The following is a 22,883-nucleotide window of genomic DNA, read 5'->3' as shown; positions in this document are numbered from 1 at the left end:
CAAGTTGAAAGTAAAAGAGCAATTATTAACGTTATCTCCATATAAGCCAGGCAAGCCTATTGAGGAAGTTAAAAAAGAATATAACTTAGAAACTGTTGTGAAGCTAGCATCTAATGAGAATCCGTACGGCTGTTCAAATCGTGTGAAGGAAGCTATTTACGAAGAGCTTAATCATATGGCACTTTATCCAGACGGCTATAGTGCAGAATTAAGAACAGCACTTGCTGAATATTTACATGTCAAAGATGAACAGCTTATTTTTGGGAACGGTTCAGATGAAGTTATTCAAATTATTTGCCGTGCTTTACTATCACCAGAAACAAATACGGTGATGGCAACGCCGACATTTCCTCAATACCGCCACAATGCGGTAATTGAAGGAGCAGAAATTCGTGAGGTTCCACTGCGAAACGGTGACCATGACCTTTCAGCAATGTTAGGCGCAATTGATGAGCAAACGACTGTTGTGTGGGTATGTAGTCCTAATAACCCAACCGGTACCTATGTAAAGCAACAAGACCTGATGGAATTTATTAAGCAAGTTCCAAAGCATACGCTAATTGTTATGGATGAAGCATACTATGAATATGCAGCACAAGAAGAGGACTTTCCACAAACGGTAGATTTACTGGATGAGTACGAGAATTTAATTGTGCTACGCACGTTTTCAAAAGCTTACGGATTGGCTTCACTTCGAATTGGATACGGTATTGCAAATGAAGCATTATTACAAAGGATAGAACCTGCTCGTGAACCGTTTAATACAAGTCGCATGGCTCAAAAAGCAGCAGTTGAAGCTTTGAAAGATCAAGAATTTATTAATGAGTGCAAGCGTAAAAACGAAGAAGGTTTACAGCAATACTATGCATTTTGCGAAAAGAACGGTTTAAATTACTACGCTTCTTATACAAACTTCGTACTAATTGATTTTGGTCAACCAGGCGATGAAGTATTCCAGTTTTTATTGGAAAGAGGATATATTGTTCGTTCTGGTAATGCATTAGGTTTTCCTACATCTGCACGTATCACAATTGGGACGAAAGAGCAAAATGAGCAGATAATTCAACTGCTTCAAGAGTATGTGAGTAAACATAAATCATTTGCATAATAATGTAGAGATGAGAGTGTGAGATCACACTCTCATTTCATATGTGAAATATGAGGTGACAAAGGTGACAGGAACAGTTTTTGTAATTGGGATGGGCCTAATTGGTGGTTCGTTAGCGTTAAATATAAAGAGTACATATGAATCAATGCATGTTATTGGTTACGATATTAATGAAGAACAGGTAAAGTTAGCAAAGTCGTTAACAGTTATTGATGAAATAAGTAATTCAATTGAAGCGGGAGCTAAAGAAGCGGATTTCATTGTTATTGCTGTGCCTGTTACGCAAGCCGTTCAAGTTGTGCAAGAATTAGAAAATATTCCTTTGAAAAAAGAGGTTATTGTTACTGATGTTGGAAGTACAAAAGAACAAATCGTTCAAACAGCCGAATGCTTGATTTCAAAAGGTATTCATTTTATTGGCGGTCATCCGATGGCTGGATCTCATAAAAGTGGCGTCGCAGCGTCTAAAGCCCATTTATTTGAAAATGCAATGTATGTGTTAACTCCTTCTCCTCATACGGAAAGTGAGGCTGTTGATAAACTTAAAAAGCTACTCGCAGGTACAAAAGCTAATATCATTGTTTTATCACCAAAAGAACATGATAAACTTGCAGGTGTTATCAGCCATTTCCCTCATATCATTGCGGCTAGCCTTGTGCATCAAGCAGAACATTATCAACAAGGGAACCCGCTTGTTTCTAAGCTAGCAGCGGGTGGGTTTCGTGATATTACTCGCATTGCATCGAGCAGTCCAGCGATGTGGAGAGATATTTTGCTTCATAATCAAGATGCGTTACTTCAAATGTTCGATTATTGGCTAGATGAGATGCAAAATGTGCGTAGTATGATTGAGAAGAGAAATGCTGAGAATATCTATGCTTATTTTTCTCAGGCAAAAGAATTTCGTGATCAGCTTCCCGTGCGTTCAAAAGGAGCTATACCGTCTTTTTATGATCTATATGTAGACGTCCCTGACTATCCTGGTATCATTTCAGAAGTAACAGGGTACTTAGCAGAAGAAGAAATTAGCATTACAAACATTCGTATTCTAGAAACGCGCGTTGATATCTATGGTGTTTTAAGACTTAGTTTTCAAACCGATGAAGATCGTAAAAAAGCAAAAGTATGCTTAGAAGGCCGAGGTTATCAGACGTTTATTTCATAATGTAGTTACAAGAGAGGTGATATACTTTATCACCTCTCTTATTATTCAATCCGTTTTGTTGAACAAAACAGTAATCTCATTTATTATAGGGACTACCAACAAATTTGTTTATACCTATTAGTCAATACAATTAATCATACTAAGTGATAAAAACATATAGACGAAGTGATAAAGGAGATTATAGAATGACGAAATTAGATCGTGCTATACGATATGTAGAGGAAAATGAAGTTGAAAAAGGACTAGCGCTTATCAATGAGCTGAAGCATGAGGCAACTGACGAGGAAAAGTTTTTAATGGTCGAACAGCTTCATGAATGGGGACTTGTAAATGAAGCACTACCTTTAATAGACGAGCTAATTAAAGAGTATCCATCAGAAGGTGAGCTTCATCTATTAAAAGCAGAAATTTTAATTGACTTAGAGGAAGAAGAAGAAGCTATCCATATCTTAAGTCAAGTAGCAACGACTGACTCAAATTACGTAGCAGCTTTGATCTTAATGGCTGATTTATACCAAATGCAAGGTTTAACAGAAGTAAGTCAACAAAAGCTGCTTGAAGCCAAACGTTTGTTGCCAACTGAAAAGGTAATTGATTTTGCACTAGGTGAATTCTACAGCAGTCAAGGTATGTATCAGCAATCTATTCCTTATTTTGAAGAGGTGCTAAAAACAGATAAAGAACTAAATGGAATTGACTTAAGGCAGCGTCTGGCAGAAAGTTTAAGCGGAGTAGGGAAATTTGAAGAGGCTCTTCCTTATTTTCATGATGCGTTAGAAGATAAGCTAGAAATTAACACGTTATTTGAGTACGCATTTTCAGCTTATCAAGCTGGTCACTATCAAACAGCTATTGAAAAATTTGTGGAGTTAAAAGAGTTAGATCCTCAATACCATTCTTTGTATTTATATTTAGCAAAATCCTACGAGCACGAAGAGCTGCTTGAAGAAGCTGCAGCTGCAGTTAATGAAGGAATATCTCAAGATGAATTCCAAAAAGAACTCTATTTCTTTAAAGGGAAAATTGCGTTAAAACGCGGTATAGAAGAAGAGGCAGAAGCAGCTTTTAAACAAGCCGTTGCGTTGGACCCAGGATATGTTGAAGCAATTTTGACATTATCTAAACTGTATATGAGCCAGGAGAAATACGAAGAAGTTATCGAGTTAATTACCCATGCTAATGAATACAATGAGCATGACCCAAACTTTGACTGGGATCTGGCAAAAGCTTATCAGGAAATAGAAGAATATGAAAAAGCAGCAGAGCATTATGAAGCAGCATCTCGCGTCTTTTTAGATGAATATGCGTTTCTTGAAGAATACGGCTACTTCCTACTGGAAGAAGGAAATCGAGAAAAAGCCAAAGCAATGTTTGAAAAATTACTTGTCTTAGATCCATCATCAGTTGAAATTCAAGACATATTATTTCAACTGGAAGAATAAATAATAGTTCAAAGGATTTTCTAATTGTCATGTGGAATATTAATCTGTAAAAGGTGTTTAAGACCTGTGATTAAACACAGAGGAGGGAAGTGAGACTATGACGACCCCTGTTACTGTCAACGAAAAGAAAGAATTTGTTCGCTGGTTTTTAACAAATTATCAATTAAAACGCCGAGAGTGTGTATGGATTTTAAACTATTTAATGAGTCATGATCAACTGATGCAGCGCGTTCACTTCGTAGAGCAAGCGCAGTTTTGCCCTCGAGGAATGGTCATGTCAACACATTGTGTAGAAGACCCACCGTTTCGTTTTTATAAAGAAAACATCATGACAACAGATGCAGAAAAATCATTTCATGATATTCGATTAAATCGAGATGAAGATATTTATATTCAGCTTAATTTTCGCTCATTATATTCATCAACGCAATATGTTGCGGTGCTAGAAGAAAACCCATATATGCCTAAAACAGTTCAAACAAATGAAAAAGATCGCCTCCTTGCAGAGCAAGTGTTGGAACAGTCCATTCAGCGCTTCCAACGTTCAAAAATCATGGAGTTAATCGATAAAGCACTAGATGAAAATAACAGAGAAGAATTTGAGCGTCTCACGACATATTTAAATAAGCATTATCAATTAAAATGATGTAAAAAGAGATTGGCTACACTAGCAGTACAGTCAATCTCTTTTTGCCATATCTAAAAAGTAATATACAGCAACAATGGGGTGAAATGTAAATGAAATGGCATGTAAAAGATATTGAATTATACCTACAATCTAAAGAATATGTTGATTCAATTATTATTCCGCTAATTCCAATTGACTTTGGAGCAGCAATGAAAACAACTGCAGCAATGAACGAGTATACAGCAATTATTACGTCAGAATTAGAACGACAATTTAAAGGACGAGTTCTAGTAGCACCAAGTTTTACATACCTAAAACAACCCGGAACTCAACATGCTCTCAAGAGCTTGATAGATTGGAAGAATCAAGCGTGTGCTAGTGAGATAAAGCATATTTTCTTCTTAACAAATGATCGGGACTGGATTCCTTATGATCAAGAGTTGGCATCAAAGCTAATATGGATTCCAACGCTTCCTTTAGAACATATGGAAGAATACCATAAGCAAAGGGTGGTTGCAGATCAAATTGAACAAATCATTCCAGATTTCCTGGAAAAGTGGAAAAGCTAAACCTTAATAAGATAAGAATGGAAGCGTAAACAAAAAATAACCAAAAAATTTAGAAAAATACGGGTTATTTCCATGTTTTAGGGGTTGCTTATATTGACCTTCCATGCATATTGATATATCATGAAAATGTCCTAGTTTAATAGAATAAATCATCATGTTTCCACACTATGTTTAAGGGGCTGAGCTTTTAATAGAGGGGGGAATATCATGAGTGAGAAAGACCATCGGGTATCAAGACGACAGTTCTTAAATTACACTCTTACTGGTGTAGGAGGATTTATGGCTGCCGGTATGCTCATGCCAATGGTAAGGTTTGCGGTTGATCCAGTATTAAAAAAAGGGGTAGATCAGGATTTAGTGGCTGTCGCACAAGTGGATGACATCACAGCTGAACCGAAGCGGGTTGACTTTAAAGTAAATCAAGTTGACGGTTGGCATGAGTCAGAAGAACCGCGTTCAGCTTGGGTTTACAAAGACAAAGATGGAGAAATTGTAGCTTTATCACCAATTTGTAAGCACTTAGGCTGTACGGTTAACTGGGCTGGTGATAAAGCGCATCCAGACCAATTTTACTGTCCATGTCATAACGGAAGATATTACAAAGACGGAAAGAATGTAGCCGGCACTCCACCGATGGGGCCGCTAGATGGATACGTACAAAAAGTAAAAGATGGTACATTGTATCTTGGGAAAGCTAAACCACGGGGAGGGGCATAGAGCATGCTAAATAAGATCTATGATTGGGTAGACGAGCGGCTTGATATTACCCCATTATGGCGTGATATTGCCGATCATGAAGTACCTGAACACGTCAATCCAGCTCACCATTTTTCAGCGTTTGTTTATTGCTTTGGTGGTCTGACGTTTTTTGTAACCGTTATTCAAATTTTATCTGGTATGTTTTTAACGATGTACTATGTACCGGATATTAAAAATGCATGGGAATCTGTTTATTATTTACAAAATGAAGTTGCATTCGGTCAAATTGTTCGTGGTATGCACCATTGGGGAGCTAGCCTTGTTATTGTCATGATGTTTCTACATACACTTCGCGTTTTCTTCCAAGGAGCATACAAAAAGCCAAGAGAACTAAACTGGATTGTAGGAGTTCTAATCTTTTTCGTTATGTTAGGTTTAGGGTTTACAGGCTATTTATTGCCATGGGATATGAAAGCGCTATTTGCTACAAAAGTAGGGTTACAAATAGCTGAGTCCACGCCAATTATTGGCCAACAAATAAAAACGCTGTTATCAGGACATCCAGATATTGTTGGTGCCCAGACGCTTACTCGATTCTTTGCGATTCACGTCTTCTTCTTACCTGGTGCTTTGCTGGGATTAATGGGTGCTCACTTCTTAATGATTCGTAAACAAGGTATTTCTGGTCCACTATAAGTTAAAACATTTAATTTATATGTGAGAAATATGTGAAGAAAGGGAGGGAGAATCGGCATGCATCGTGGTAAAGGGATGAAATTCGTCGGTGACTCACGTGTACCTGCTGAAAGAAAACCGAATATTCCAAAAGACTATTCGGAATTTCCAGGTAAAACGGAAGCATTTTGGCCAAACTTTTTATTAAAGGAATGGATGGTAGGTGCTGTCTTTTTAATTGGTTATCTTTGTTTAACTATCGCGCATCCTTCTCCATTGGAGCGGATTGCAGATCCGACTGATACAGGATATCTGCCATTACCAGACTGGTATTTCTTATTTTTATACCAGCTCTTAAAGTATACGTATGCTTCAGGTCCATATAACGCCATTGGAGCCTTTATTATTCCAGGTATCGCTTTTGGTGCGCTTATGCTTGCGCCGTTTCTTGACCGTGGTCCGGAAAGAAGGCCAACGAAGCGCCCGTTGGCAACTGGCTTTATGCTATTAGGAGTAGCTGCCGTGTTTTATTTAACATGGGAGTCAGTTGTAAGTGTTGACTGGGAAGCAAAAGAAGCACAGGGAGAAATCCGTGAAGAAGTAGCAATTGATACGGAAGCAGACGGCTACAAAATTATGCAAGAGCAGACGTGCTTAACCTGTCATGGTGAAAATCTTCAGGGAGGACCTGCAGCTCCGGCACTGACAGGATTAGATTTATCTGCTGAAGAAATCGCAGATATTGCTAAGAATGGTCAAGGTAGTATGCCAGCCGGTATTTTTAAAGGCTCAGATGAAGAATTAAAAACGCTTTCTGAGTTTATAGCAAACATAGGGAAAGAGGAATAAAAAGATACCTATTTATAGCTTTGCTATGAATAGGTATTTTTTTTTGTGAAAAATAACTTTATAATGATGAAGAAATTGTCGCAATTCATATGAAACGGAAGAGAGGTGTTCACGTTGAGTTGGTTTTGGTATACGTTAAAGGATAAACGCTTTTTGACACTTTTACTAATCATCAACATCTTGGGAACAATCTATGGTTATATTTGGTATGGGAATCAGTTATCACAAACTCCTGCTCATTTTCTTTTATTTGTTCCAGATAGTCCGACGGCAAGCTTGTTTTTTGTTATCGTTTTAATTGGCTTTTTATTTAAAAAGCAGCTTCCACTCTTTGAAGCTCTAGCAATGATTACGCTGTTTAAATATGGAATTTGGGCAGTTGTAATGAATATTCTTGTCTATTTGACAACGGGGCAAATGGATGCCATCATGCTTATGCTTATGGGATCACATGGTGCCATGGCTGTTCAAGGTTTATTATATTCACCGTTTTACCGAATCAAGCTTTGGCATTTAGCAATTGCGGCTGTTTGGACTTTACATAATGACATCATCGACTATGTGTTCTTTATGATGCCAAGGTATAGCATGTTAAATGATTATATCCCTCAAATTGGTTACTTTACGTTTTGGCTGAGCATCTTTTCAATTCTGTTAGCATACATACTAGCGGTTTTACCGTTTCAAAAAAACAGCATAATTATGAAAAAAATTTAAAAAATAGGCGAACCAAACAACCCCTCATACTCTACACTATAGTAGGCTATTATGTATGAGGTGAGTGACTGTGAATGAGACAAAACGAGAAGTTCATCCATCTGTTGTAGAATTTAAAAACTTTGTTAAAGCGCACCCGAAGCTAGTGGAAGAAGTTCGGGCGCAGAGAAAAACGTGGAAAGAACTATATGAAGACTGGTACTTATTTGGAGCTGAAGATTCCATATGGGATACTTATCGCTCTGAAGGTGAGAAAGCAGAATTAGAAACGGCAGAGGAAGCAGAGAACAAAAAAGATATTATGTCCACAATTGTATCATCCTTTAAAAATATGGATTTAGATCAAATGCAAAACCATATTACAAACATTAACTCAGCTATTACCAATATCCAGCAGGTGTTGCAGCAGTTTCAATCACCAAAATCATTAACGCGCAGCACGCCGACTGGTCCAAGAAATCCATTTGGTTTTCGGAAGGATTAGCTAATTATGAGGGAAGATGTATATGAGTACATTCGTTCTAAGCCAAAGTTGAATGAGTTCATTCGGGAGCAGCCGATGTGGTATCGACGCTTGACGAGAAACCCAGATGAATTAGAGAAGTTTGACTTAGAGTCCAAAACCTATTATAAGCAGACAATTCCTCATAAAGTTGAAAAATTTTCAAACTCAATTCAGATGGCAAACATGATGTTTCACATGTTTCAATCGATGAGGAATCAATAATGTGTTAGAGAGCTTCGTGTTTACGAAGCTTTTTTTTGAGTAAAAAAGAATGTCAGTGCAAAAGCTAAGCATAAAACATATGCAAAGGATGATCTGGATGCGTGTTATATTATGCTTAGTAGCTTGTATCTTTTCACTTGTAGGATGCCAGAATGATAAGCCAAAGCCGGAAACAAATAAAGAAATAGTAAGCTTTTCAGGCCAAGCTGCTATGGAAACGATTGGTACAGAGAAACAATTGGTAGTACATCAGCATGTAAGGGGAGCTAATGTATATGTTGAATGTATCATTAACGGATTTTCATTTAATGATGGCAATGGTTTTCTTGAAGTAAAAGTCGACGGTAAAGCAATTAATCCTATTACACAAGCAGCTTTTGTTATTAAAGAATTACCTAAAGGTTCTCATCAAGTTACGATTGAACTAATGAAAAATGAGCATGAAAGTTACAATTTAAAAGAATCTTTTACAATTAAAATTGTATAAATGAAAAGAACATGTAATAAAATGTTGCATGTTCTTTTTCTTTTGAAAGTGAAACATGATAAGATAAAGTAGGAGGTGTATATTTACGATGCTCACAACAATGAGAACTATTGAGCTACTTGATGAGTCTGATGCACTAGCAAATATGGTCTTGCATTCAGATGTAGCTGAACATTATCGTGAATGTTTAAATAGATTAAATAAAGACACAGAAGCACAGGAATTAATTGCTGAATTCGGTAAAATGAAAGAGCAATACGAAGATGTCCAGCGGTTTGGTAAATATCATCCCGATTATAAATCCATTACAAAGCAAATGCGTGATATTAAGCGTTCTGTAGACTTACAGCATACGATTGCTGCGTTTAAAAAAGCAGAAAATGAGCTACAAAAGCTTTTGGATGAGATTAGTGTTATCATTGGACAATCTGTGTCAGAACATATAAAAGTTCCAACTGGCAATCCATTTTTCGATACAGGAAGCAGCTGTGGCGGAGGGTGCGGAGCAGGTGGAAGCTGCGGTTGTAGTGCCTAAGCCTTACAATCGCAGTCTCGTACAATCTGTACCGCACACGTTTCCACAACAGAATGATTTTCTTTGAGGGACAAAGAAGCGGTGGCGGTAGACATATGTTGAAGTGGCGTGGCGAACAAACTCCGTTTGCCACGTTACTTTTGCATTTGTGGTAGCGGCCTCAGATGCTATACGAATCCACTCTTCAATTTGATGTAAATCACCTTTGCTTGAGGTAATGTAAAGGAACGGAACATGCGTAATTTCTTTTTTTTCTACTTGTTCAATTAATTTATTCCTAGTAAAATGAGAAAAAAAGGAAGACCAAATGTCATCTAACGTCATACATAACTCACCTACTTCAGTTTCATATAAAACTATTTTAACCTATGTAAAAGGGGAAGCTATTATGTTTGTTAATCGTCAAGGACTTATTGCATATGTACACTCTGTAAAGCAAGCCAAAGCACTTCGTAAGTATGGAAATGTACAGTATGTTTCAAGAGAACTAAAATACGTTGTGTTGTATTGCAATCAGGACGGAATTGAAAAGACAATGGAGCGTATTCAATCGTTGCCTTTTGTGAAAAAAGTATTGCTTTCTTATCGACCAGAATTAAAAACTGAATTTGAAAATTCAAAGCCTGATAAAGCAAAAGAGTACGACTACAAGATTGGCATATAATTAAAAGGAATGTTTCTTTGAAACATTCCTTTTTTTATGTATGTCTATTGCAAAGGTAAAATATACCTGTTCATACGCAAAATGCCAATTAAATGTTGGTAATAAAGCTCTGTTTCTGAAAACATTGTGGAAGGTTTAACATCTAATACGATTATGCTTTTATCTAAGGAATTAGCTAATTGTTCAAACAGCTCGACGCGTTTACTTGCTTTAGTTTCTGATAGGCTAATTCCTTCTCGACATACGTAAAGGGGTTGGAAATTTCCTTCAGTTGTTGGATTCAGTGCAACAATGAACGATGCTTTTGGCTGATTGTCAATCACGGTGCGCAACATGATTAAGTGCTGTAGGCGATGCGTATTGTGCTTTGCAATTTCGAATAGTTCATAGATATCTGAGTAACCTTGTCCAAGCTCAATAAAACGTTGAATCATCCTTAATCTCCTTTAGTTTTATTTACAGTCAAGTTTAATGTAACATTGAATTTTTTGAGAGTAAATAGAAAAATCCCTTGTCTCTACCTTATAGTAATATCCTTCCTAAGAGAATGAGACGTCGAAAAATATAGAAAGATAAAGAGCGGTGAGTAATATAAGACATACTATTACTTGCACACCTATTGTATTAGAAGTAGAGCTTGGCTTGTATAAAATAGTCATTTTAACGTGAGTTATCGTTTTCTTTTCCTGTATATTTTTTATCTCACACATAAAAGTCTTCACTTTTAGGACAATATAATTGTATCGAGTGGTTAGCTGTCGAACCTAAAATTATGTGTAAATAAATGGAAAAGAGGTATTGCTTATGTGGAATCAAGTTTATGATCCGTTTAATAACATTTGGTTATCTGCCTTAGTTGCAACTATACCTATTTTGTTGTTCATCATTTTATTAACTGTTTTGAAAATTAAAGGACACATTGCTGGTTTAATTAGTGCAATTATTGCCGGACTTATAGCGATTGTTTTTTACGGAATGCCTATTTCAAAAACAGTATGGACGGGTATTTATGGGGTGCTAGCAGGTTTATATCCAGTTGCTTCTATTGTGCTGGCTGCAATCTTTCTTTATAAATTGACTGTTAAAACAGGTAAATTTGACATTATTAAAAAGAGTATTACTTCCATGTCTCCGGATAAACGCATTCAAGTAATTATCGTTGCTTATTGTTTTGGTGCTTTCTTAGAAGGGGCAGCAGGATTTGGAGCACCAGTTGCCATTACTGCTATCATTTTAGTTGGTTTAGGTTTTGATCCCGTTAAAGCTGCTGGTATTTGTTTAGTTGCTAATATTGCTGGTGGTTCGTTCGGTGCTATGGGTATTCCAGTTACAACCCCTGCTCAGCTTACTGGGCTTGATCCCTTAGATGTTGCGATGAGAACAACTTATATTATTCCCTTTGTTACGTTTGTTCTACCTTTTCTGCTTGTGTTTTTAGTTGATGGTATAAGAGGTATTAAGGAAACATTTAAGACAATTTTAGTGGCTGCTGTCACATTTACAGCAGTCCTATGGGCGACACTTAACACTATTGGAGCACCGTTAGTTGACATTTTATCTGCTTCTATTACGCTGATTGTTCTGTATATATATTTAAGGCCAAAACAACAGGAAAGTGTTGGAACGCTTATTAGAGCTTGGAGCCCATTTATCTTCTTAACCTTACTTGTAATTGTATTTTCTAAGTTAAAATTTGAAAGCCTAATTATGAATTTTCCTATTCCAACCCTCAATGGCTTAATTAATAAAGTTCCACCAGTTGTATCAGATGTTACACCGTTTGGAGCGGTGTTTACTCTTGATTTGTTATCATCAACAACAAGTGCAATTGTTTATGCTTCCCTCCTTACAATCCTTATATTTAAAGTTAAACGTTCAATTATAAAGCAGGCTCTAAAAGAAACGGTTAAAGAACTAGTTATTCCAATTGCTACCATCTGTGCAGTTCTAGCATTTGCTTACATTTGTAACTATTCAGGAATGAGTTCTACATTAGGACTTGCTTTTGCTTCTACCGGTGGTTTATTTCCGCTATTTAGTCCGGTATTAGGATGGATAGGTGTATTTTTAACAGGATCAGTTGTTAATAGCGGATCACTCTTTGCACCACTACAAGTTATTACAGCAGAGCAAGTCGGTTTAAGCCCTGCTGGTATGGTAGCGAGTAATATTGTTGGAGGGGATATGGCAAAAATGTTAAGCCCTCAATCTATAGCGGTAGCAGCCGCTGCAGTTGGCCTGGTAGGTCGTGAAAGTGAAATATTCAAATATACTATTAAAATAAGTTTGATATTCCTTGCTTTTGTGGGAATTATAAACTTGATTATTTATTAAGGATGGTGAGAGCATGAGGAAAATTGTTTTAGTTGGTTGTGGTTCAGTTGGTACAGCTTATGCTTATAGCTTAGTCAATCAAGGCTTTGTTACAGAACTTGTATTAATTGATGCTAATAAAGAAAAGGCAGAAGGTGAAGCAATGGACTTGGTTCATGGTATGGCTTTTGCTAGTACAAATATGAGAGTATACGCAGGAGATTACTCAGATTGCAAAGATGCTCGTATTGTTGTAATTACAGCAGGAGCTAATCAGAAGCCAGGTGAAACAAGACTTCAATTAGTAGAACGTAACACTCGTATTATGCAATCCATTATTCAAAATATTAAAAAGAGTGGGTTTGATGGGATTATTGTGCTTGCTTCTAATCCGGTAGATGTATTGAGTTATGTTGCATATAAAGAAAGCGGGCTTCCAGCAAGCCGAGTTATCGGTTCAGGAACTACGTTAGATTCAGCTCGCTTCAGAGTTCTTTTAGGAGAATACTTTGAAGTGGATCCTCACAATGTACATGCTGTTATTGTGGGAGAACATGGTGACAGTGAACTACCCGTATTTAGTCAAGCATCCGTTGGAGTTGAATCATTTGACAACTTACTTGAAAGAAGAAACAACGAGAAAGATAAAGAAAATCTCACTAAAATCTTTGGGTCAGTTCGAGATGCTGCTTATGAGATTATTAACCGCAAAGGGGTTACAAACTTTGGAATTGGCATGTGCTTAACAAGAATTACAAAAGCTATTCTGAATAATGAGCACTCGATATTACCGGTGTCTTGTTTACTCAATGGGGAATATGGTCAAGAGGATATCTATATGAGTGTTCCAGCTGTCGTTACCCGTGAAGGTGTAAAAGAAGTGATTGAGTTAAAATTGAATGATAATGAACAAGAATTATTCAACAAGTCGGCCGATATACTGAGAGAAATTCGTGTTAAATAAGATGAAAATATTGCCGTGGTATCTGCCCACGGTATTTTTTTATGTTTAGGCAACCATGTCTATAAAAGTGAACAATAAGCTGCTTTTAAACTAAAAAAACCCCCATAACCACTAGGGTCATAGGGTTATTTTCATGCACCCTTCGAGTGAGAAAATAAAAGGGAGAGGAGAAACCGGAGGAAGAACTTATGGGGAAACGTAAGTCTTCTCCGCGGTTGGCAACAACATCGGTTCGATGATGTTGTTGGTAAGTAGTATGTCCTCTAATTCTTGTTTTATACATAATCAGAGTGAAACTTCTATTCTTTTCGTTGTTGACGTCACTTTATGCCATAAAAATGGAAAAAGTTTATTTCCGCTAGTTTTTATAGTTAATTTTGTGTTAGGATAATGAAGAATAAGCAAGTAAAAGTAAGGTAGTGATAGACATGAGAGTAGTAGCTGGAAGCTGTAAAGGACATTCACTAAAAGCAGTCCCAGGTAATTCCACGCGCCCTACAACAGATAAAGTAAAAGAAGCTATTTTTAATATGATTGGCCCTTTCTTTGAAGGTGGAATAGCTCTTGACTTATTTGGAGGCAGTGGAGGCTTAGGCATTGAAGCGCTAAGCAGAGGGATAGATCGAGCGATTTTTGTGGATCGAGACGGTAAAGCCATTCAAACGATAAAAAGTAATTTGGAAACATGTAGTTTACAAGAACAAGCAGAAGTGTATCGCAACGACTCTGAAAGAGCGCTAAAAGCTATCATTAAGCGAGAGATACAGTTTGACTTAATTTTACTGGATCCTCCGTATAAGGCACAAAAGTTGAAAGCGCTTATCGAAACAATTAGCGAGCATAAACTGTTGCAAGCTTCAGGTGTAATTGTTGCTGAACATGCAAACGATGTAGTGCTTCCAGATGAAATTAATGAGTTTGAAAAGATAAAAAGTGAAAACTATGGAATTATTGGTGTATCAATTTATACATACAAGCAGCCTGAAGAAGTATAACAATTGTTTTACATAAAAGAAAGGGGATTTTTATGGGGAGCATAGCAGTTTGCCCAGGGAGCTTTGATCCTGTAACGAACGGTCATTTAGACATTATTAAGCGAGGCTCAAACGTATTTGATACGTTATATGTGGTTGTATTAAACAACTCATCCAAAAACCCGTTGTTTACAGTACAAGAGCGAATTGAACTATTAAAGCAAGTAACAGAATCAATTCCAAATGTAGTAGTAGAATCGTATAGCGGCTTACTGATGGAATATGCAAAACAAAAGCAAGCTAGCACCATCTTACGTGGTTTACGAGCAGTATCGGACTTTGAATATGAAATGCAGATAACATCTGTAAACCGTGTGTTGGATAAAGAGATTGAAACGTTGTTTATGATGACGAATAATCAATATTCTTTCTTAAGTTCTAGCATTGTAAAAGAAGTCGCTAAATATGGTGGCAATATTTCTGAGCTTGTGCCTCCGCTTGTAAAAGAAGCACTTTCTAAGAAATTTTCAGCAAAATGATAGAACGCCATTACATCCTTACGCAAACGTTTATTTTAGCTTGCTATAGGAATGGATGGCGTTTTTGTCGTTTATTTTAGTGGAAAGTTACGCTTCATATATAACAAAGAATAAGTAAATAATAATAAAATCGTAAACGTTGGTCCATATAGAGTGCAAAATTCAAAGTAAGCTTGACTCCAGCTGGTTGTGCCGTCCTGTAAAAAAGTAGGCAAAGCATGTGGAGACCACTGAGCCTGAGATAAAATATTTTGCTCAAAAGGTTTCCATGCTAGGATAGCAAGGATACTAGCAAATAGTCCGTGCATCAGGCGTGCACAAAAAAAGGGAAAAAATCGAATATCTGTATCAGCAAGAATACTCGCAACTTGAGCATGAACAGAAAAACCACTAAAGCCCAGGATGAAACTAACAACAATAACCTGTTGCAATAGGGTAGATTCTGCTGTTTGGCTAGTTAATTGACTGCCCATTGTGATTTCAAAAAGTCCTGATATAAAAGGAAGACTTAGTGCCGTTGAAAGTTGCAGTAAACTAAATAAATATGAAAGGCCACTGCTTATAAACGTTGTAATGTTCATGACGAACAGCAGCTTGTTTAAAACAGAAAATAAAATAATAAATCCACCAATCATCAATAAAGATTGAACTGACGATAAAACAGCATCACCTAAAAGCTTACCGATGGGCCTTTGATCTTTTATGCGGGCTTGGTGCATTTCTTTGAAAGCTTGGATAAGGGACGGACGCTGCGCTGAAGCAGAGTATGTTGTATCCGTCTTTTTTCCGTAAAATCGCATAACAAGTCCTACTAAAATGTTTCCGAGATAGTGTGCAAAAGCAAGGATTACTCCTACCGCTGCGTTGCTAAAAAAGCCAACCGCAACCGCCCCGAAGATAAAAATAGGGTTTGAGGAGTTGGTAAAAGAAACAAGGCGCTCAGCTTCTGTTTTTGATAGCTGCTCTTCTTGTCGTAATCGAGCGGTAATTTTTGCTCCAGAAGGGAATCCAGAACCCATTCCCATTGCTAACGCAAACCCTCCGACTCCTGGAACTCGAAACAAAGGGCGCATTAAAGGTTCTAATATTGATCCAATAAAGCGAACAACTCCAAATCCTATTAACAGTTCGGAAAGAATGAAGAAAGGCAACAATGAAGGAAATACGACCTTCCACCATGTATTTAATCCTCGGACTGAAGCTTCCAGTGCTTCTTTTGGATAAGTGAGTAAGGCAAAGGTAAGCGTTAAAGCAGTTCCTCCTAACACAATCGTTTTTACCATGGATTTATTCAATTCGATTCCCTCTCCTTTTAAACAGCATACGATACAGCAGGTACATGTCCTATATATCAATATACGAATTAGTTAGTCCAATTTATGCTAGTTAATCGTTTAGAACACGTTTTCTTTCTCTACTTTCTTGGTTAAGCTAAAGATAAAAATGATTATTTATGTGCTCAGGTTTCACTTTATAGCGACAGACGTATATACTGAATAAAACGAGTGATTAGTAAGGGGGCCTAACTATGAAAAGCCCAACGATTGGAGTAGCATTAGGGTCAGGAGGAGCAAGAGGATTTGCTCATCTTGGGGTTATTAAAGTTCTGGTGGAAAACAATATCCCTATTCACTATTTGGCGGGTAGCAGCATGGGCGCTTTAGTTGCGGCTATGTATGCATCTGGTACTGAGATGAATCAACTGTATAAAATGGCACTTACTTTTAAAAGGAAATATTATTTAGATTTTACAATCCCTAAAATGGGGTTTATTGCGGGAAATCGTATAAAATCTTTGGTAAAAGCTCTAACCAAGAATAAAAAGATTGAAGATTTAAATATTCCCGTTGCTATTGTAGCTACGGACTTAAAAGCTGGGGAAAAAGTCATTTTTAAAACGGGATCAGTTGCACAAGCTGTAAGAGCGAGCATCTCTATTCCAGGTATCTTTGCACCGGAGAATGTAAATGGACGCTTGCTAGTAGATGGAGGGGTTATCGATCGTATTCCGGTATCCGTTGTACGAGAAATGGGAGCAGATATTGTGCTTGCAGTCGATGTCTCTCATGTGAAAAGAAATGCAGAAATCACATCGATTTTTGACGTTATTTTACAGAGCCTAGATATTCTTCAAGACGAGCTTGTAACGAATCGCGCAATTGCTTCTGATGTAATGCTTCGTCCTAAAGTAGAAAGGTTTAGTTCTCGAGCGTTTACAAATATTAAAGAAATTATTGAAATTGGTGAACAAGCTGCAATCGAGCAGTTACCGTCTATTCAAGAGGCTATCGAAAAGTGGAAGGAGAATCGTAAAGGTGAAGAAGAGAGTTAGAATTTTATCTTACATAGCATTAGTAGTAACAGTTGCTATGTTATTTTTTTACCCCTTGCCTTATTATATTACAAAGCCTGGCATAGCACAGGAGCTAAAGCCTATTATTAATGTGCAAGGGGGGTATGAAGAGCAGGGAACGTTTATGTTAACCACAGTTCGGATGGGAAGAGCAACGCCTTTATCATATGCTATGGCTCATATTCAAGATTTTCATCACTTGTATCCTGAAGAAGACATTTTGCAGCAAGGAGAGAGTGATAGCGATTATACGGTAAGGCAATTACATATGATGGATACGTCCAAAGATGCAGCGGTTATTGTTGCATACAATGCAGCAAATAAAGAAATTAAGTTTGAAAATAAAGGTGTTTACATTGTTACAGTAGTACCTGATATGCCGGCCTATGGCAAGCTTAAGGTTGGCGATATCGTGAAAGAGGTAGATGGTCAAAATATTGAGACAGCAGAGCAACTAATTGAATACGTAGCGAAGAAGAAAAAAGGTGATAAGGTCGCTGTAACTATCCTACGAAATAAAGAAGAACAAGTAGTAGAACTTCCTCTATCCCCATTTCCAGACGATCAAACACGCTTTGGGTTAGGCATCTCTTTAGAAACCAGTCGAGAAGTGGACGTAGAACCAGACGTAGAAATTGATACTGAAAAGATTGGTGGCCCTTCTGCTGGTCTTATGTTTTCACTTGAAATTTATAATCAACTTACAAAAGAAGATATGACAAAAGGGCATAAGATTGCAGGCACAGGAACAATCAACGATAAAGGTATTGTAGGTCCTATTGGAGGAATCTCTCAAAAGATTGTGGCTGCGGATAAAGAAGGAGCCGAAGTTTTCTTTGCTCCTAACCAGCAAGGAGCCCCTAATTCGAACTATAAGGAAGCGCTACAAGCGGGAGAAAAAATTGAAACTGATATGAAAATTGTTCCGGTTGATACATTTAATGATGCGGTCGAATACCTAGAAAAGTTAGATAAAGCTAAAAAAGCGAAGTGAGTCGATACTAACTCACTTCGCTTTTTTTAAATCATGATAGGCGGCTGCGTATACTCCTGTTTTAAAAATTGGGAGCGTATGGGCTCTTTTAAAGGCGAACTATAAATGTTCGTCGCTTTTATATCCAGTAATAAGTCTGTGTGTTTACATTGAGACACAGTGGATACAATAGGAACAGACATGTCTTTTTTTACGTGCTTTATATATTGTCTACCCGTTTGAGACATACCAAGCAATCGAAGGTAATTGATTAAAGGTGATTTGTTCATGTCGCTTTTTTGGGTGTTGGTTAAAATATGAACACACATCCGCTGAAGGCGTGTACGAGTATAGCGCTTGGTCTTTACTTTGCTTAGAAAATCTTCAAAGGATAGCGAATCTTTTATAGCGTTTAATAAGCGATGTTCAATGCCTTCTTCAATTTCGTAGATGGATTGAAGAGACTTAGGTGAATGGGTCATGAGCTGATACTTTAAAAATGCAAAATAGAGCTCCCAGTTATGTAAAAAGCCAGTTCTTGTTTGATAATCTTTTAACTCTTGAATAACATGAGTAGGCATATGGCGTGATAAGTCTTTAACATCAATGATATCCTGGAATAAAGCATGACGAATACTTGTTGCGCTTGTAATTTCTGTCTCAGAAAGCGTTTTATCGTGATAATGGGATTGAATTCGAGTAATCGTATGTGGTTTAATAGATGCATGCTGTTTTTCAATAGCTTTTACATAGCTTACCCCTAAAATGTTATTTGGTTGGTCCATATTTAGCCCAATTTGTTCATTAGTAATATTGTTCATAGCAAGGGAAAGCGCTTTTGGATAGCTATTTCCATCCTTTAAGTAGTTTTTTGTATGCTCTGCTATAGAATGTTCATGCTCTCTTAACAGTTTGCTAAATTCAAGAAAAGACTGCGTGTTTCCATGTTCGCTGCCAAAGCATACATACGAAGCTTTAAGGTGTTCTAATATGGCTATAGCACCGTTTGCGAATGTATCAGCTTGCTGAGTGGAGAATGCATAAGGTAGTTCAATGACAAGGTCGGCACCTGCTTTTAAAGCCATTTTCGTACGAGCCCACTTTGATACGAGAGCAGGTTCACCCCGCTGTAAAAAGTGACCGCTCATCACTGCGATGACGCAATCAGCATTTGTTTGCTCTTTTGCTTTTTGCAAATGATAGTAATGGCCATTATGAAAAGGATTGTATTCAACTATAATTCCTACAGCTTGCATAATGAGTCTCCTTTTATTAAATTTTTAAGTACTATTGAGCAGTTTTAGCGTAAGGATTATGAAAAGAAAAAAATAAATTTAAGTACATTATAGTGTAAAGAAAAAATATTGACAAATAATCTTGTGAAAGCTATAATAACCTTTGTTGCCTTGAGGTGATTAACAATGAAATGGACAATACATCAGTTGTACCAGTTACAAAATAAAGGATTAACTTTTGATGAAATTGTAGACGGTAAGGATTTTGTTAATACCGATCCACAGATTCGTCGCATGTCAGATGTTCATGTGAAAGGAAGAGCTGATATCAGTTCTTCAAAAGTCACATTCCATCTTAAAATTTCTGGAGAAATGACATTGCCTTGTGCTCGTACATTAGTCGATGTTCCGTATCCTTTTTCTATTGAAGCAACAGAAACGTATCTGTTCAATAGCGATGCCGATTATGAAAATGACGGTGAAATGAGAATTGTGGAAGGCGAAGTAGTGGATTTATTACCACTTATTAAGGAATTAATTATTGTTGAAATTCCGCTTCAAGTTTTTAGCGATAATCAAGAACAAAAGGGTGCTGCTCCTCAATCAGGAAAAGATTGGGAAGTTGTAACGGAAGAAGAGCAACAGGAAAAGGTCGATCCACGTTTAGCTGTATTAGAAAATTTCTTTAAAAACAAAGAAAATAACTAACGCGAAGATCCGGCTTTCGGGCCTTCATATGATTAAAAACTCTTTTAAGGAGGTGGGAATAATGGCTGTACCTTTTAGAAGAACATCTAAAATGAAGAAAAGAACGCGTCGTACGCACTTTAAACTACAAGTTCCTGGTATGGTAGAGTGCTCAAATTGTGGCGAAATGAAACTATCACACCGTGTATGTAAGGCTTGTGGTACTTACAAAGGAAATGACGTAGTAAACAAATAATGCAAAAATAAAAGACCCTGTTGAAGGGTCTTTTATTTTTGCATTAAAACGTTCTTTAAGGATTGGAATAACTGCTTTTCTGAAGGGAAATGCAGGAGTTTATATTTCGCTTCTCGAATTCTTTACTTATGAAAAAGTTGAGTAAAGATGAAAAAGGGGGAAAAAGACATTGGTAAAGACAAAGTTTTTTGTAGATAACAACGGCATTAGCACATTTGTTATTAATCGCCCCGAGAAGCGAAACGCTGTGGACTATGACGTGATGAATTCTTTAGAGGAGGCTTTAGCTGAAGTGAAAGCGAATCCTCATATTAAAGCATTGGTAATTACCGGAGCAGGTTCACAAGCTTTTTGTAGCGGTGGGGACATTTCAGCTTTTCATGCTCTAGAAACAGCGGCAGAAGCCGAGAGTATGCTAAAGAAAATGGGGAGAATTTTATATCAATTACTTGTATTACCAAAACCCACAGTAGCTTTATTAAACGGTACAGCAGTTGGGGGCGGATGTGAAATTGCAATTGCTTGTGACTTTCGCATCAGCGCAGCTCACAGCGAATTTGGGTTTATACAAGGGGACTTAGGCATTACAACTGGCTGGGGGGGCGGCACAATTTTATTCGAAAAACTTCGTTACTCGGATGCAATGGAAATGCTAACGAGCTCTCAAATCTACAGCGTGGAGCGTGCCAAGCAGGTTGGCTTTTTATCTTACGTAACATCATACCAAGAGCTCGCTATGCGCTGTGAAGAATGGTTGTTACCAATTATTACAAAGCCTAGTACGGTGCTGACGGCATACAAACAAATGCCTATTGCAAAATGGAACCAAGTTGATTTATGGGAACGAATGGAGGCAGAGGTTAACCATTGTAGTTTGCTCTGGGAAAGTGAAGAACACAAGCAAGCGGTAAATAACCGACTTCAAAAGAAGGCTTAATAAAGCTAATTATGTGGATAAAGTATCTTGAAAAAGGCAAGTTAAGAAATTCTGCCTTGAGAAGTTGAACAATAGTCTATCTTATCTAGTAGTTGCATACTTATTTAATAAGTACGGATAAGGAGGGATAGAAAAATGACTTCTTCTCGTCAAGATGCATGGACTCAAGATGAAGATTTACTACTAGCTGAAATTGTATTGCGTCATATACGTGAAGGTGGCACACAACTCGCTGCATTTGAAGAAGTGGGAAAGAAACTTTCGCGAACATCAGCAGCTTGTGGCTTTCGCTGGAATTCTTTTGTGCGCAAACAATACAAAACTGGTATTGACATAGCGAAAATTCAACGAAAACAGTTAAAATCACGCGTGATCACAAAAGATGAAGAACAGCCCGTGCGCTTCTCATATATAGATGGTCAATCGATTACTTCGTTAAGTGAGGTTATTCGTTACTTAGAATCGATTGAACAAATTCAGCAGCAGTCGAGTGGGTTACTGGAAGCAAATGAGGAGCTGCAGCATAAACTTGAACAGTTACAGCAAAAAGTGACGGTTCTTGAAAAAGAGAAAAAAGTGTTAGAAGGCAATCTATACACGGTGGAAGAAGACTATAAAGCGTTGATTGAAATCATGGAACGGGCTCGTAAGATGGTTGTTCTAAAAGAAGATGAAAAAAGTAGAAAAGTTAAATTTCAAATGGAGAAAAACGGTAATTTAGAACGAGTTGAAAATAAATAATAAAGCTTAGTACCTCATTTATATAAAAGCCCTTGACTCTTTATCACACTGTAGCTTAAAGATAAAGAAGATTCAAGGGCTTTTTTATATTATCTATTAGTTTGAGGTTGATACATCTTCTGGACTCCAAAGCATTGGATTTTCTCCTAAATCTCGCTCTAAATCATAAGAAGCAGGAGTAAAGCCCATTTTTGTCCAGAAATGACTAGAATGAACTCGTGGATTTGTTTTAATAGGCAACTTAAAAGATTTAGCATATTCAATTAGACTCGTGCCCAGTCCCTTTGATTGAAATTCTTGGAGCACTTCAAGCTTCCATACTTCAAGGTAAGGTTGGTGTGGCTTAAAGTAGTGATCATGCTTTTTAGACTGTTGGTACAAACTCATTCGAGCTACAAGACGATTTCCAATATAAATACCGTAAAACGGGGAATGAATCTCGTTTTCAGATATTTGGGCATTTAATTCTTCTAACATGGACAATTCTTGGAGCCCATATTGCTTAAACTGCTTAAATTCTTCAAGTGTTTTATAGTTAATGCGCAACTGCTGGACTTCATACATTATCAATCACTCCTTAGAAATGAGCTGCTTGTATAGCATATGAACAAATTTTCAAATATAGGATAGATAGATGAGAATAAAA

At 37.2% G+C, this 22,883-nt stretch carries 29 protein-coding genes; 24 read left to right on the top strand and 5 right to left on the bottom strand.

What is annotated here, in order from left to right; translation table 11 throughout:
• Positions 1-4: 4 nt before the first annotated feature.
• The 13 genes from hisC (at position 5) to NIZ91_16235 (ending at position 9,601) form a co-directional block, all read left to right on the top strand.
• Complete coding sequence (gene hisC, locus NIZ91_16295; protein ID USY54293.1) at positions 5-1,108, top strand: histidinol-phosphate transaminase; 1,104 nt, start codon at positions 5-7, stop codon at positions 1,106-1,108.
• 64 nt (positions 1,109-1,172) lie between these two features.
• Positions 1,173-2,273, top strand: a complete 1,101-nt coding sequence (locus NIZ91_16290) for a prephenate dehydrogenase (GenBank protein ID USY54292.1) — start codon at positions 1,173-1,175, stop codon at positions 2,271-2,273.
• Between the two features lie 185 nt (positions 2,274-2,458).
• Entirely contained in the window at positions 2,459-3,715 is a 1,257-nt protein-coding gene (locus NIZ91_16285; protein USY54291.1) for a tetratricopeptide repeat protein, read from the top strand.
• Positions 3,716-3,812: 97 nt separating this feature from the next.
• Positions 3,813-4,361, top strand: a complete 549-nt coding sequence (locus NIZ91_16280) for a ReoY family proteolytic degradation factor (protein USY54290.1) — start codon at positions 3,813-3,815, stop codon at positions 4,359-4,361.
• 92 nt (positions 4,362-4,453) lie between these two features.
• Positions 4,454-4,912, top strand: a complete 459-nt coding sequence (locus tag NIZ91_16275; protein USY54289.1) for a YpiF family protein — start codon at positions 4,454-4,456, stop codon at positions 4,910-4,912.
• Between the two features lie 207 nt (positions 4,913-5,119).
• The gene (locus NIZ91_16270) at positions 5,120-5,629 is read left to right on the top strand and encodes a ubiquinol-cytochrome c reductase iron-sulfur subunit (protein ID USY54288.1); all 510 of its coding nucleotides are present in this window, start codon (positions 5,120-5,122) and stop codon (positions 5,627-5,629) included.
• A 3-nt stretch (positions 5,630-5,632) separates the two neighbouring features.
• A complete protein-coding gene (locus tag NIZ91_16265; GenBank protein ID USY54287.1) occupies positions 5,633-6,307 on the top strand; it encodes a cytochrome b6 in 675 nt (224 codons plus the stop codon).
• A gap of 57 nt (positions 6,308-6,364) precedes the next feature.
• Positions 6,365-7,135: a c-type cytochrome gene (locus NIZ91_16260; protein USY54286.1), complete on the top strand. Its 771-nt coding sequence runs from the start codon at positions 6,365-6,367 to the stop codon at positions 7,133-7,135.
• Positions 7,136-7,249: 114 nt separating this feature from the next.
• Positions 7,250-7,852, top strand: coding sequence for a DUF1405 domain-containing protein (locus NIZ91_16255; protein USY54285.1), 603 nt, complete (start codon positions 7,250-7,252; stop codon positions 7,850-7,852).
• A 70-nt stretch (positions 7,853-7,922) separates the two neighbouring features.
• The gene (locus NIZ91_16250; GenBank protein USY54284.1) at positions 7,923-8,336 is read left to right on the top strand and encodes a YlbD family protein; all 414 of its coding nucleotides are present in this window, start codon (positions 7,923-7,925) and stop codon (positions 8,334-8,336) included.
• Positions 8,337-8,342: 6 nt separating this feature from the next.
• The gene (locus tag NIZ91_16245; GenBank protein USY54283.1) at positions 8,343-8,579 is read left to right on the top strand and encodes a YlbE-like family protein; all 237 of its coding nucleotides are present in this window, start codon (positions 8,343-8,345) and stop codon (positions 8,577-8,579) included.
• Positions 8,580-8,676: 97 nt separating this feature from the next.
• Positions 8,677-9,066, top strand: a complete 390-nt coding sequence (locus NIZ91_16240) for a hypothetical protein (protein ID USY54282.1) — start codon at positions 8,677-8,679, stop codon at positions 9,064-9,066.
• Between the two features lie 88 nt (positions 9,067-9,154).
• Positions 9,155-9,601, top strand: a complete 447-nt coding sequence (locus NIZ91_16235; GenBank protein USY54281.1) for a YlbF family regulator — start codon at positions 9,155-9,157, stop codon at positions 9,599-9,601.
• Between the two features lie 3 nt (positions 9,602-9,604).
• Here NIZ91_16235 and NIZ91_16230 read toward each other — a convergent pair whose 3' ends face one another.
• Positions 9,605-9,925, bottom strand: a complete 321-nt coding sequence (locus NIZ91_16230) for a hypothetical protein (GenBank protein ID USY54280.1) — start codon at positions 9,923-9,925, stop codon at positions 9,605-9,607.
• 64 nt (positions 9,926-9,989) lie between these two features.
• Here NIZ91_16230 and NIZ91_16225 point away from each other — a divergent pair, with 64 nt between their 5' ends.
• The gene (locus tag NIZ91_16225) at positions 9,990-10,265 is read left to right on the top strand and encodes a YlbG family protein (protein ID USY54279.1); all 276 of its coding nucleotides are present in this window, start codon (positions 9,990-9,992) and stop codon (positions 10,263-10,265) included.
• 44 nt (positions 10,266-10,309) lie between these two features.
• Here NIZ91_16225 and NIZ91_16220 read toward each other — a convergent pair whose 3' ends face one another.
• Positions 10,310-10,699, bottom strand: coding sequence for a methylthioribose kinase (locus NIZ91_16220; protein ID USY54278.1), 390 nt, complete (start codon positions 10,697-10,699; stop codon positions 10,310-10,312).
• Positions 10,700-11,063: 364 nt separating this feature from the next.
• On the opposite strand from NIZ91_16220, the gene NIZ91_16215 reads away from it, so the two are divergent.
• The 4 genes from NIZ91_16215 (at position 11,064) to coaD (ending at position 15,055) form a co-directional block, all read left to right on the top strand.
• Positions 11,064-12,599 (top strand): lactate permease LctP family transporter, encoded by a 1,536-nt coding sequence (locus NIZ91_16215; GenBank protein ID USY54277.1) that lies wholly within the window; start codon positions 11,064-11,066, stop codon positions 12,597-12,599.
• Positions 12,595-13,542: an L-lactate dehydrogenase gene (locus tag NIZ91_16210; protein ID USY57197.1), complete on the top strand. Its 948-nt coding sequence runs from the start codon at positions 12,595-12,597 to the stop codon at positions 13,540-13,542. The genes NIZ91_16215 and NIZ91_16210 overlap by 5 nt, the downstream gene beginning before the upstream one ends.
• Positions 13,543-13,970: 428 nt before the next feature.
• A complete protein-coding gene (gene rsmD, locus NIZ91_16205) occupies positions 13,971-14,537 on the top strand; it encodes a 16S rRNA (guanine(966)-N(2))-methyltransferase RsmD (GenBank protein USY54276.1) in 567 nt (188 codons plus the stop codon).
• A 32-nt stretch (positions 14,538-14,569) separates the two neighbouring features.
• Positions 14,570-15,055, top strand: coding sequence for a pantetheine-phosphate adenylyltransferase (gene coaD / locus NIZ91_16200; GenBank protein ID USY54275.1), 486 nt, complete (start codon positions 14,570-14,572; stop codon positions 15,053-15,055).
• A gap of 71 nt (positions 15,056-15,126) precedes the next feature.
• Here the strand turns inward: coaD and ylbJ are convergent, their stop codons facing one another.
• Positions 15,127-16,350, bottom strand: a complete 1,224-nt coding sequence (gene ylbJ / locus NIZ91_16195) for a sporulation integral membrane protein YlbJ (GenBank protein ID USY54274.1) — start codon at positions 16,348-16,350, stop codon at positions 15,127-15,129.
• A gap of 233 nt (positions 16,351-16,583) precedes the next feature.
• Here ylbJ and NIZ91_16190 point away from each other — a divergent pair, with 233 nt between their 5' ends.
• Positions 16,584-17,387, top strand: a complete 804-nt coding sequence (locus tag NIZ91_16190; GenBank protein USY54273.1) for a patatin-like phospholipase family protein — start codon at positions 16,584-16,586, stop codon at positions 17,385-17,387.
• Between the two features lie 37 nt (positions 17,388-17,424).
• Positions 17,425-18,402, top strand: a complete 978-nt coding sequence (locus tag NIZ91_16185) for a PDZ domain-containing protein (protein ID USY57196.1) — start codon at positions 17,425-17,427, stop codon at positions 18,400-18,402.
• 26 nt (positions 18,403-18,428) lie between these two features.
• Here NIZ91_16185 and NIZ91_16180 read toward each other — a convergent pair whose 3' ends face one another.
• Positions 18,429-19,637: a nucleotidyltransferase gene (locus NIZ91_16180; GenBank protein ID USY54272.1), complete on the bottom strand. Its 1,209-nt coding sequence runs from the start codon at positions 19,635-19,637 to the stop codon at positions 18,429-18,431.
• Positions 19,638-19,802: 165 nt separating this feature from the next.
• On the opposite strand from NIZ91_16180, the gene NIZ91_16175 reads away from it, so the two are divergent.
• The 4 genes from NIZ91_16175 to NIZ91_16160 all read left to right on the top strand — a co-directional run bounded on the left by NIZ91_16175 (position 19,803) and on the right by NIZ91_16160 (position 22,237).
• Positions 19,803-20,324 carry a YceD family protein gene (locus tag NIZ91_16175; protein ID USY54271.1) on the top strand — a complete coding sequence of 174 codons (522 nt, stop codon included), beginning with the start codon at positions 19,803-19,805 and terminating at the stop codon, positions 20,322-20,324.
• Between the two features lie 61 nt (positions 20,325-20,385).
• Positions 20,386-20,559 carry a 50S ribosomal protein L32 gene (gene rpmF / locus NIZ91_16170; GenBank protein ID USY54270.1) on the top strand — a complete coding sequence of 58 codons (174 nt, stop codon included), beginning with the start codon at positions 20,386-20,388 and terminating at the stop codon, positions 20,557-20,559.
• A 169-nt stretch (positions 20,560-20,728) separates the two neighbouring features.
• Entirely contained in the window at positions 20,729-21,496 is a 768-nt protein-coding gene (locus tag NIZ91_16165; protein ID USY54269.1) for an enoyl-CoA hydratase/isomerase family protein, read from the top strand.
• Between the two features lie 135 nt (positions 21,497-21,631).
• On the top strand, positions 21,632-22,237 hold the full coding sequence (locus NIZ91_16160; GenBank protein USY54268.1) for an RsfA family transcriptional regulator: 606 nt from the start codon (positions 21,632-21,634) through the stop codon (positions 22,235-22,237).
• Between the two features lie 96 nt (positions 22,238-22,333).
• On the opposite strand, the gene NIZ91_16155 is transcribed toward NIZ91_16160, so the two are convergent.
• Positions 22,334-22,804 carry an N-acetyltransferase gene (locus NIZ91_16155; GenBank protein USY57195.1) on the bottom strand — a complete coding sequence of 157 codons (471 nt, stop codon included), beginning with the start codon at positions 22,802-22,804 and terminating at the stop codon, positions 22,334-22,336.
• Between the last annotated feature and the right edge of the window lie 79 nt (positions 22,805-22,883).

Source organism: Bacillus sp. 1780r2a1 (genome assembly GCA_024134725.1).
Taxonomy (GTDB): Bacteria; Bacillota; Bacilli; order Bacillales; family Bacillaceae_H; genus Priestia; species Priestia aryabhattai_A.
Note: the sequence above shows the minus strand (reverse complement) of the source record. Positions and strands in the feature narration are given on the sequence as shown.

What these genes read in the sequence shown, in the direction of transcription:
- rsmD (USY54276.1), top strand. Translation starts at nt 13,971, where the DNA reads ATGAGAGTAGTAGCTGGAAGCTGTAAAGGACATTCACTAAAAGCAGTC.
- NIZ91_16240 (USY54282.1), top strand. Translation starts at nt 8,677, where the DNA reads ATGCGTGTTATATTATGCTTAGTAGCTTGTATCTTTTCACTTGTAGGA.
- NIZ91_16235 (USY54281.1), top strand. Translation starts at nt 9,155, where the DNA reads ATGCTCACAACAATGAGAACTATTGAGCTACTTGATGAGTCTGATGCA.
- NIZ91_16190 (USY54273.1), top strand. Translation starts at nt 16,584, where the DNA reads ATGAAAAGCCCAACGATTGGAGTAGCATTAGGGTCAGGAGGAGCAAGA.
- NIZ91_16275 (USY54289.1), top strand. Translation starts at nt 4,454, where the DNA reads ATGAAATGGCATGTAAAAGATATTGAATTATACCTACAATCTAAAGAA.
- NIZ91_16160 (USY54268.1), top strand. Translation starts at nt 21,632, where the DNA reads ATGACTTCTTCTCGTCAAGATGCATGGACTCAAGATGAAGATTTACTA.
- NIZ91_16175 (USY54271.1), top strand. Translation starts at nt 19,803, where the DNA reads ATGAAATGGACAATACATCAGTTGTACCAGTTACAAAATAAAGGATTA.
- NIZ91_16280 (USY54290.1), top strand. Translation starts at nt 3,813, where the DNA reads ATGACGACCCCTGTTACTGTCAACGAAAAGAAAGAATTTGTTCGCTGG.
- NIZ91_16225 (USY54279.1), top strand. Translation starts at nt 9,990, where the DNA reads ATGTTTGTTAATCGTCAAGGACTTATTGCATATGTACACTCTGTAAAG.
- NIZ91_16220 (USY54278.1), bottom strand. Translation starts at nt 10,699, where the DNA reads ATGATTCAACGTTTTATTGAGCTTGGACAAGGTTACTCAGATATCTAT.
- NIZ91_16285 (USY54291.1), top strand. Translation starts at nt 2,459, where the DNA reads ATGACGAAATTAGATCGTGCTATACGATATGTAGAGGAAAATGAAGTT.
- NIZ91_16265 (USY54287.1), top strand. Translation starts at nt 5,633, where the DNA reads ATGCTAAATAAGATCTATGATTGGGTAGACGAGCGGCTTGATATTACC.
- NIZ91_16260 (USY54286.1), top strand. Translation starts at nt 6,365, where the DNA reads ATGCATCGTGGTAAAGGGATGAAATTCGTCGGTGACTCACGTGTACCT.
- NIZ91_16185 (USY57196.1), top strand. Translation starts at nt 17,425, where the DNA reads ATGTTATTTTTTTACCCCTTGCCTTATTATATTACAAAGCCTGGCATA.
- NIZ91_16230 (USY54280.1), bottom strand. Translation starts at nt 9,925, where the DNA reads ATGACGTTAGATGACATTTGGTCTTCCTTTTTTTCTCATTTTACTAGG.
- NIZ91_16270 (USY54288.1), top strand. Translation starts at nt 5,120, where the DNA reads ATGAGTGAGAAAGACCATCGGGTATCAAGACGACAGTTCTTAAATTAC.
- NIZ91_16245 (USY54283.1), top strand. Translation starts at nt 8,343, where the DNA reads ATGAGGGAAGATGTATATGAGTACATTCGTTCTAAGCCAAAGTTGAAT.
- rpmF (USY54270.1), top strand. Translation starts at nt 20,386, where the DNA reads ATGGCTGTACCTTTTAGAAGAACATCTAAAATGAAGAAAAGAACGCGT.
- NIZ91_16180 (USY54272.1), bottom strand. Translation starts at nt 19,637, where the DNA reads ATGCAAGCTGTAGGAATTATAGTTGAATACAATCCTTTTCATAATGGC.
- coaD (USY54275.1), top strand. Translation starts at nt 14,570, where the DNA reads ATGGGGAGCATAGCAGTTTGCCCAGGGAGCTTTGATCCTGTAACGAAC.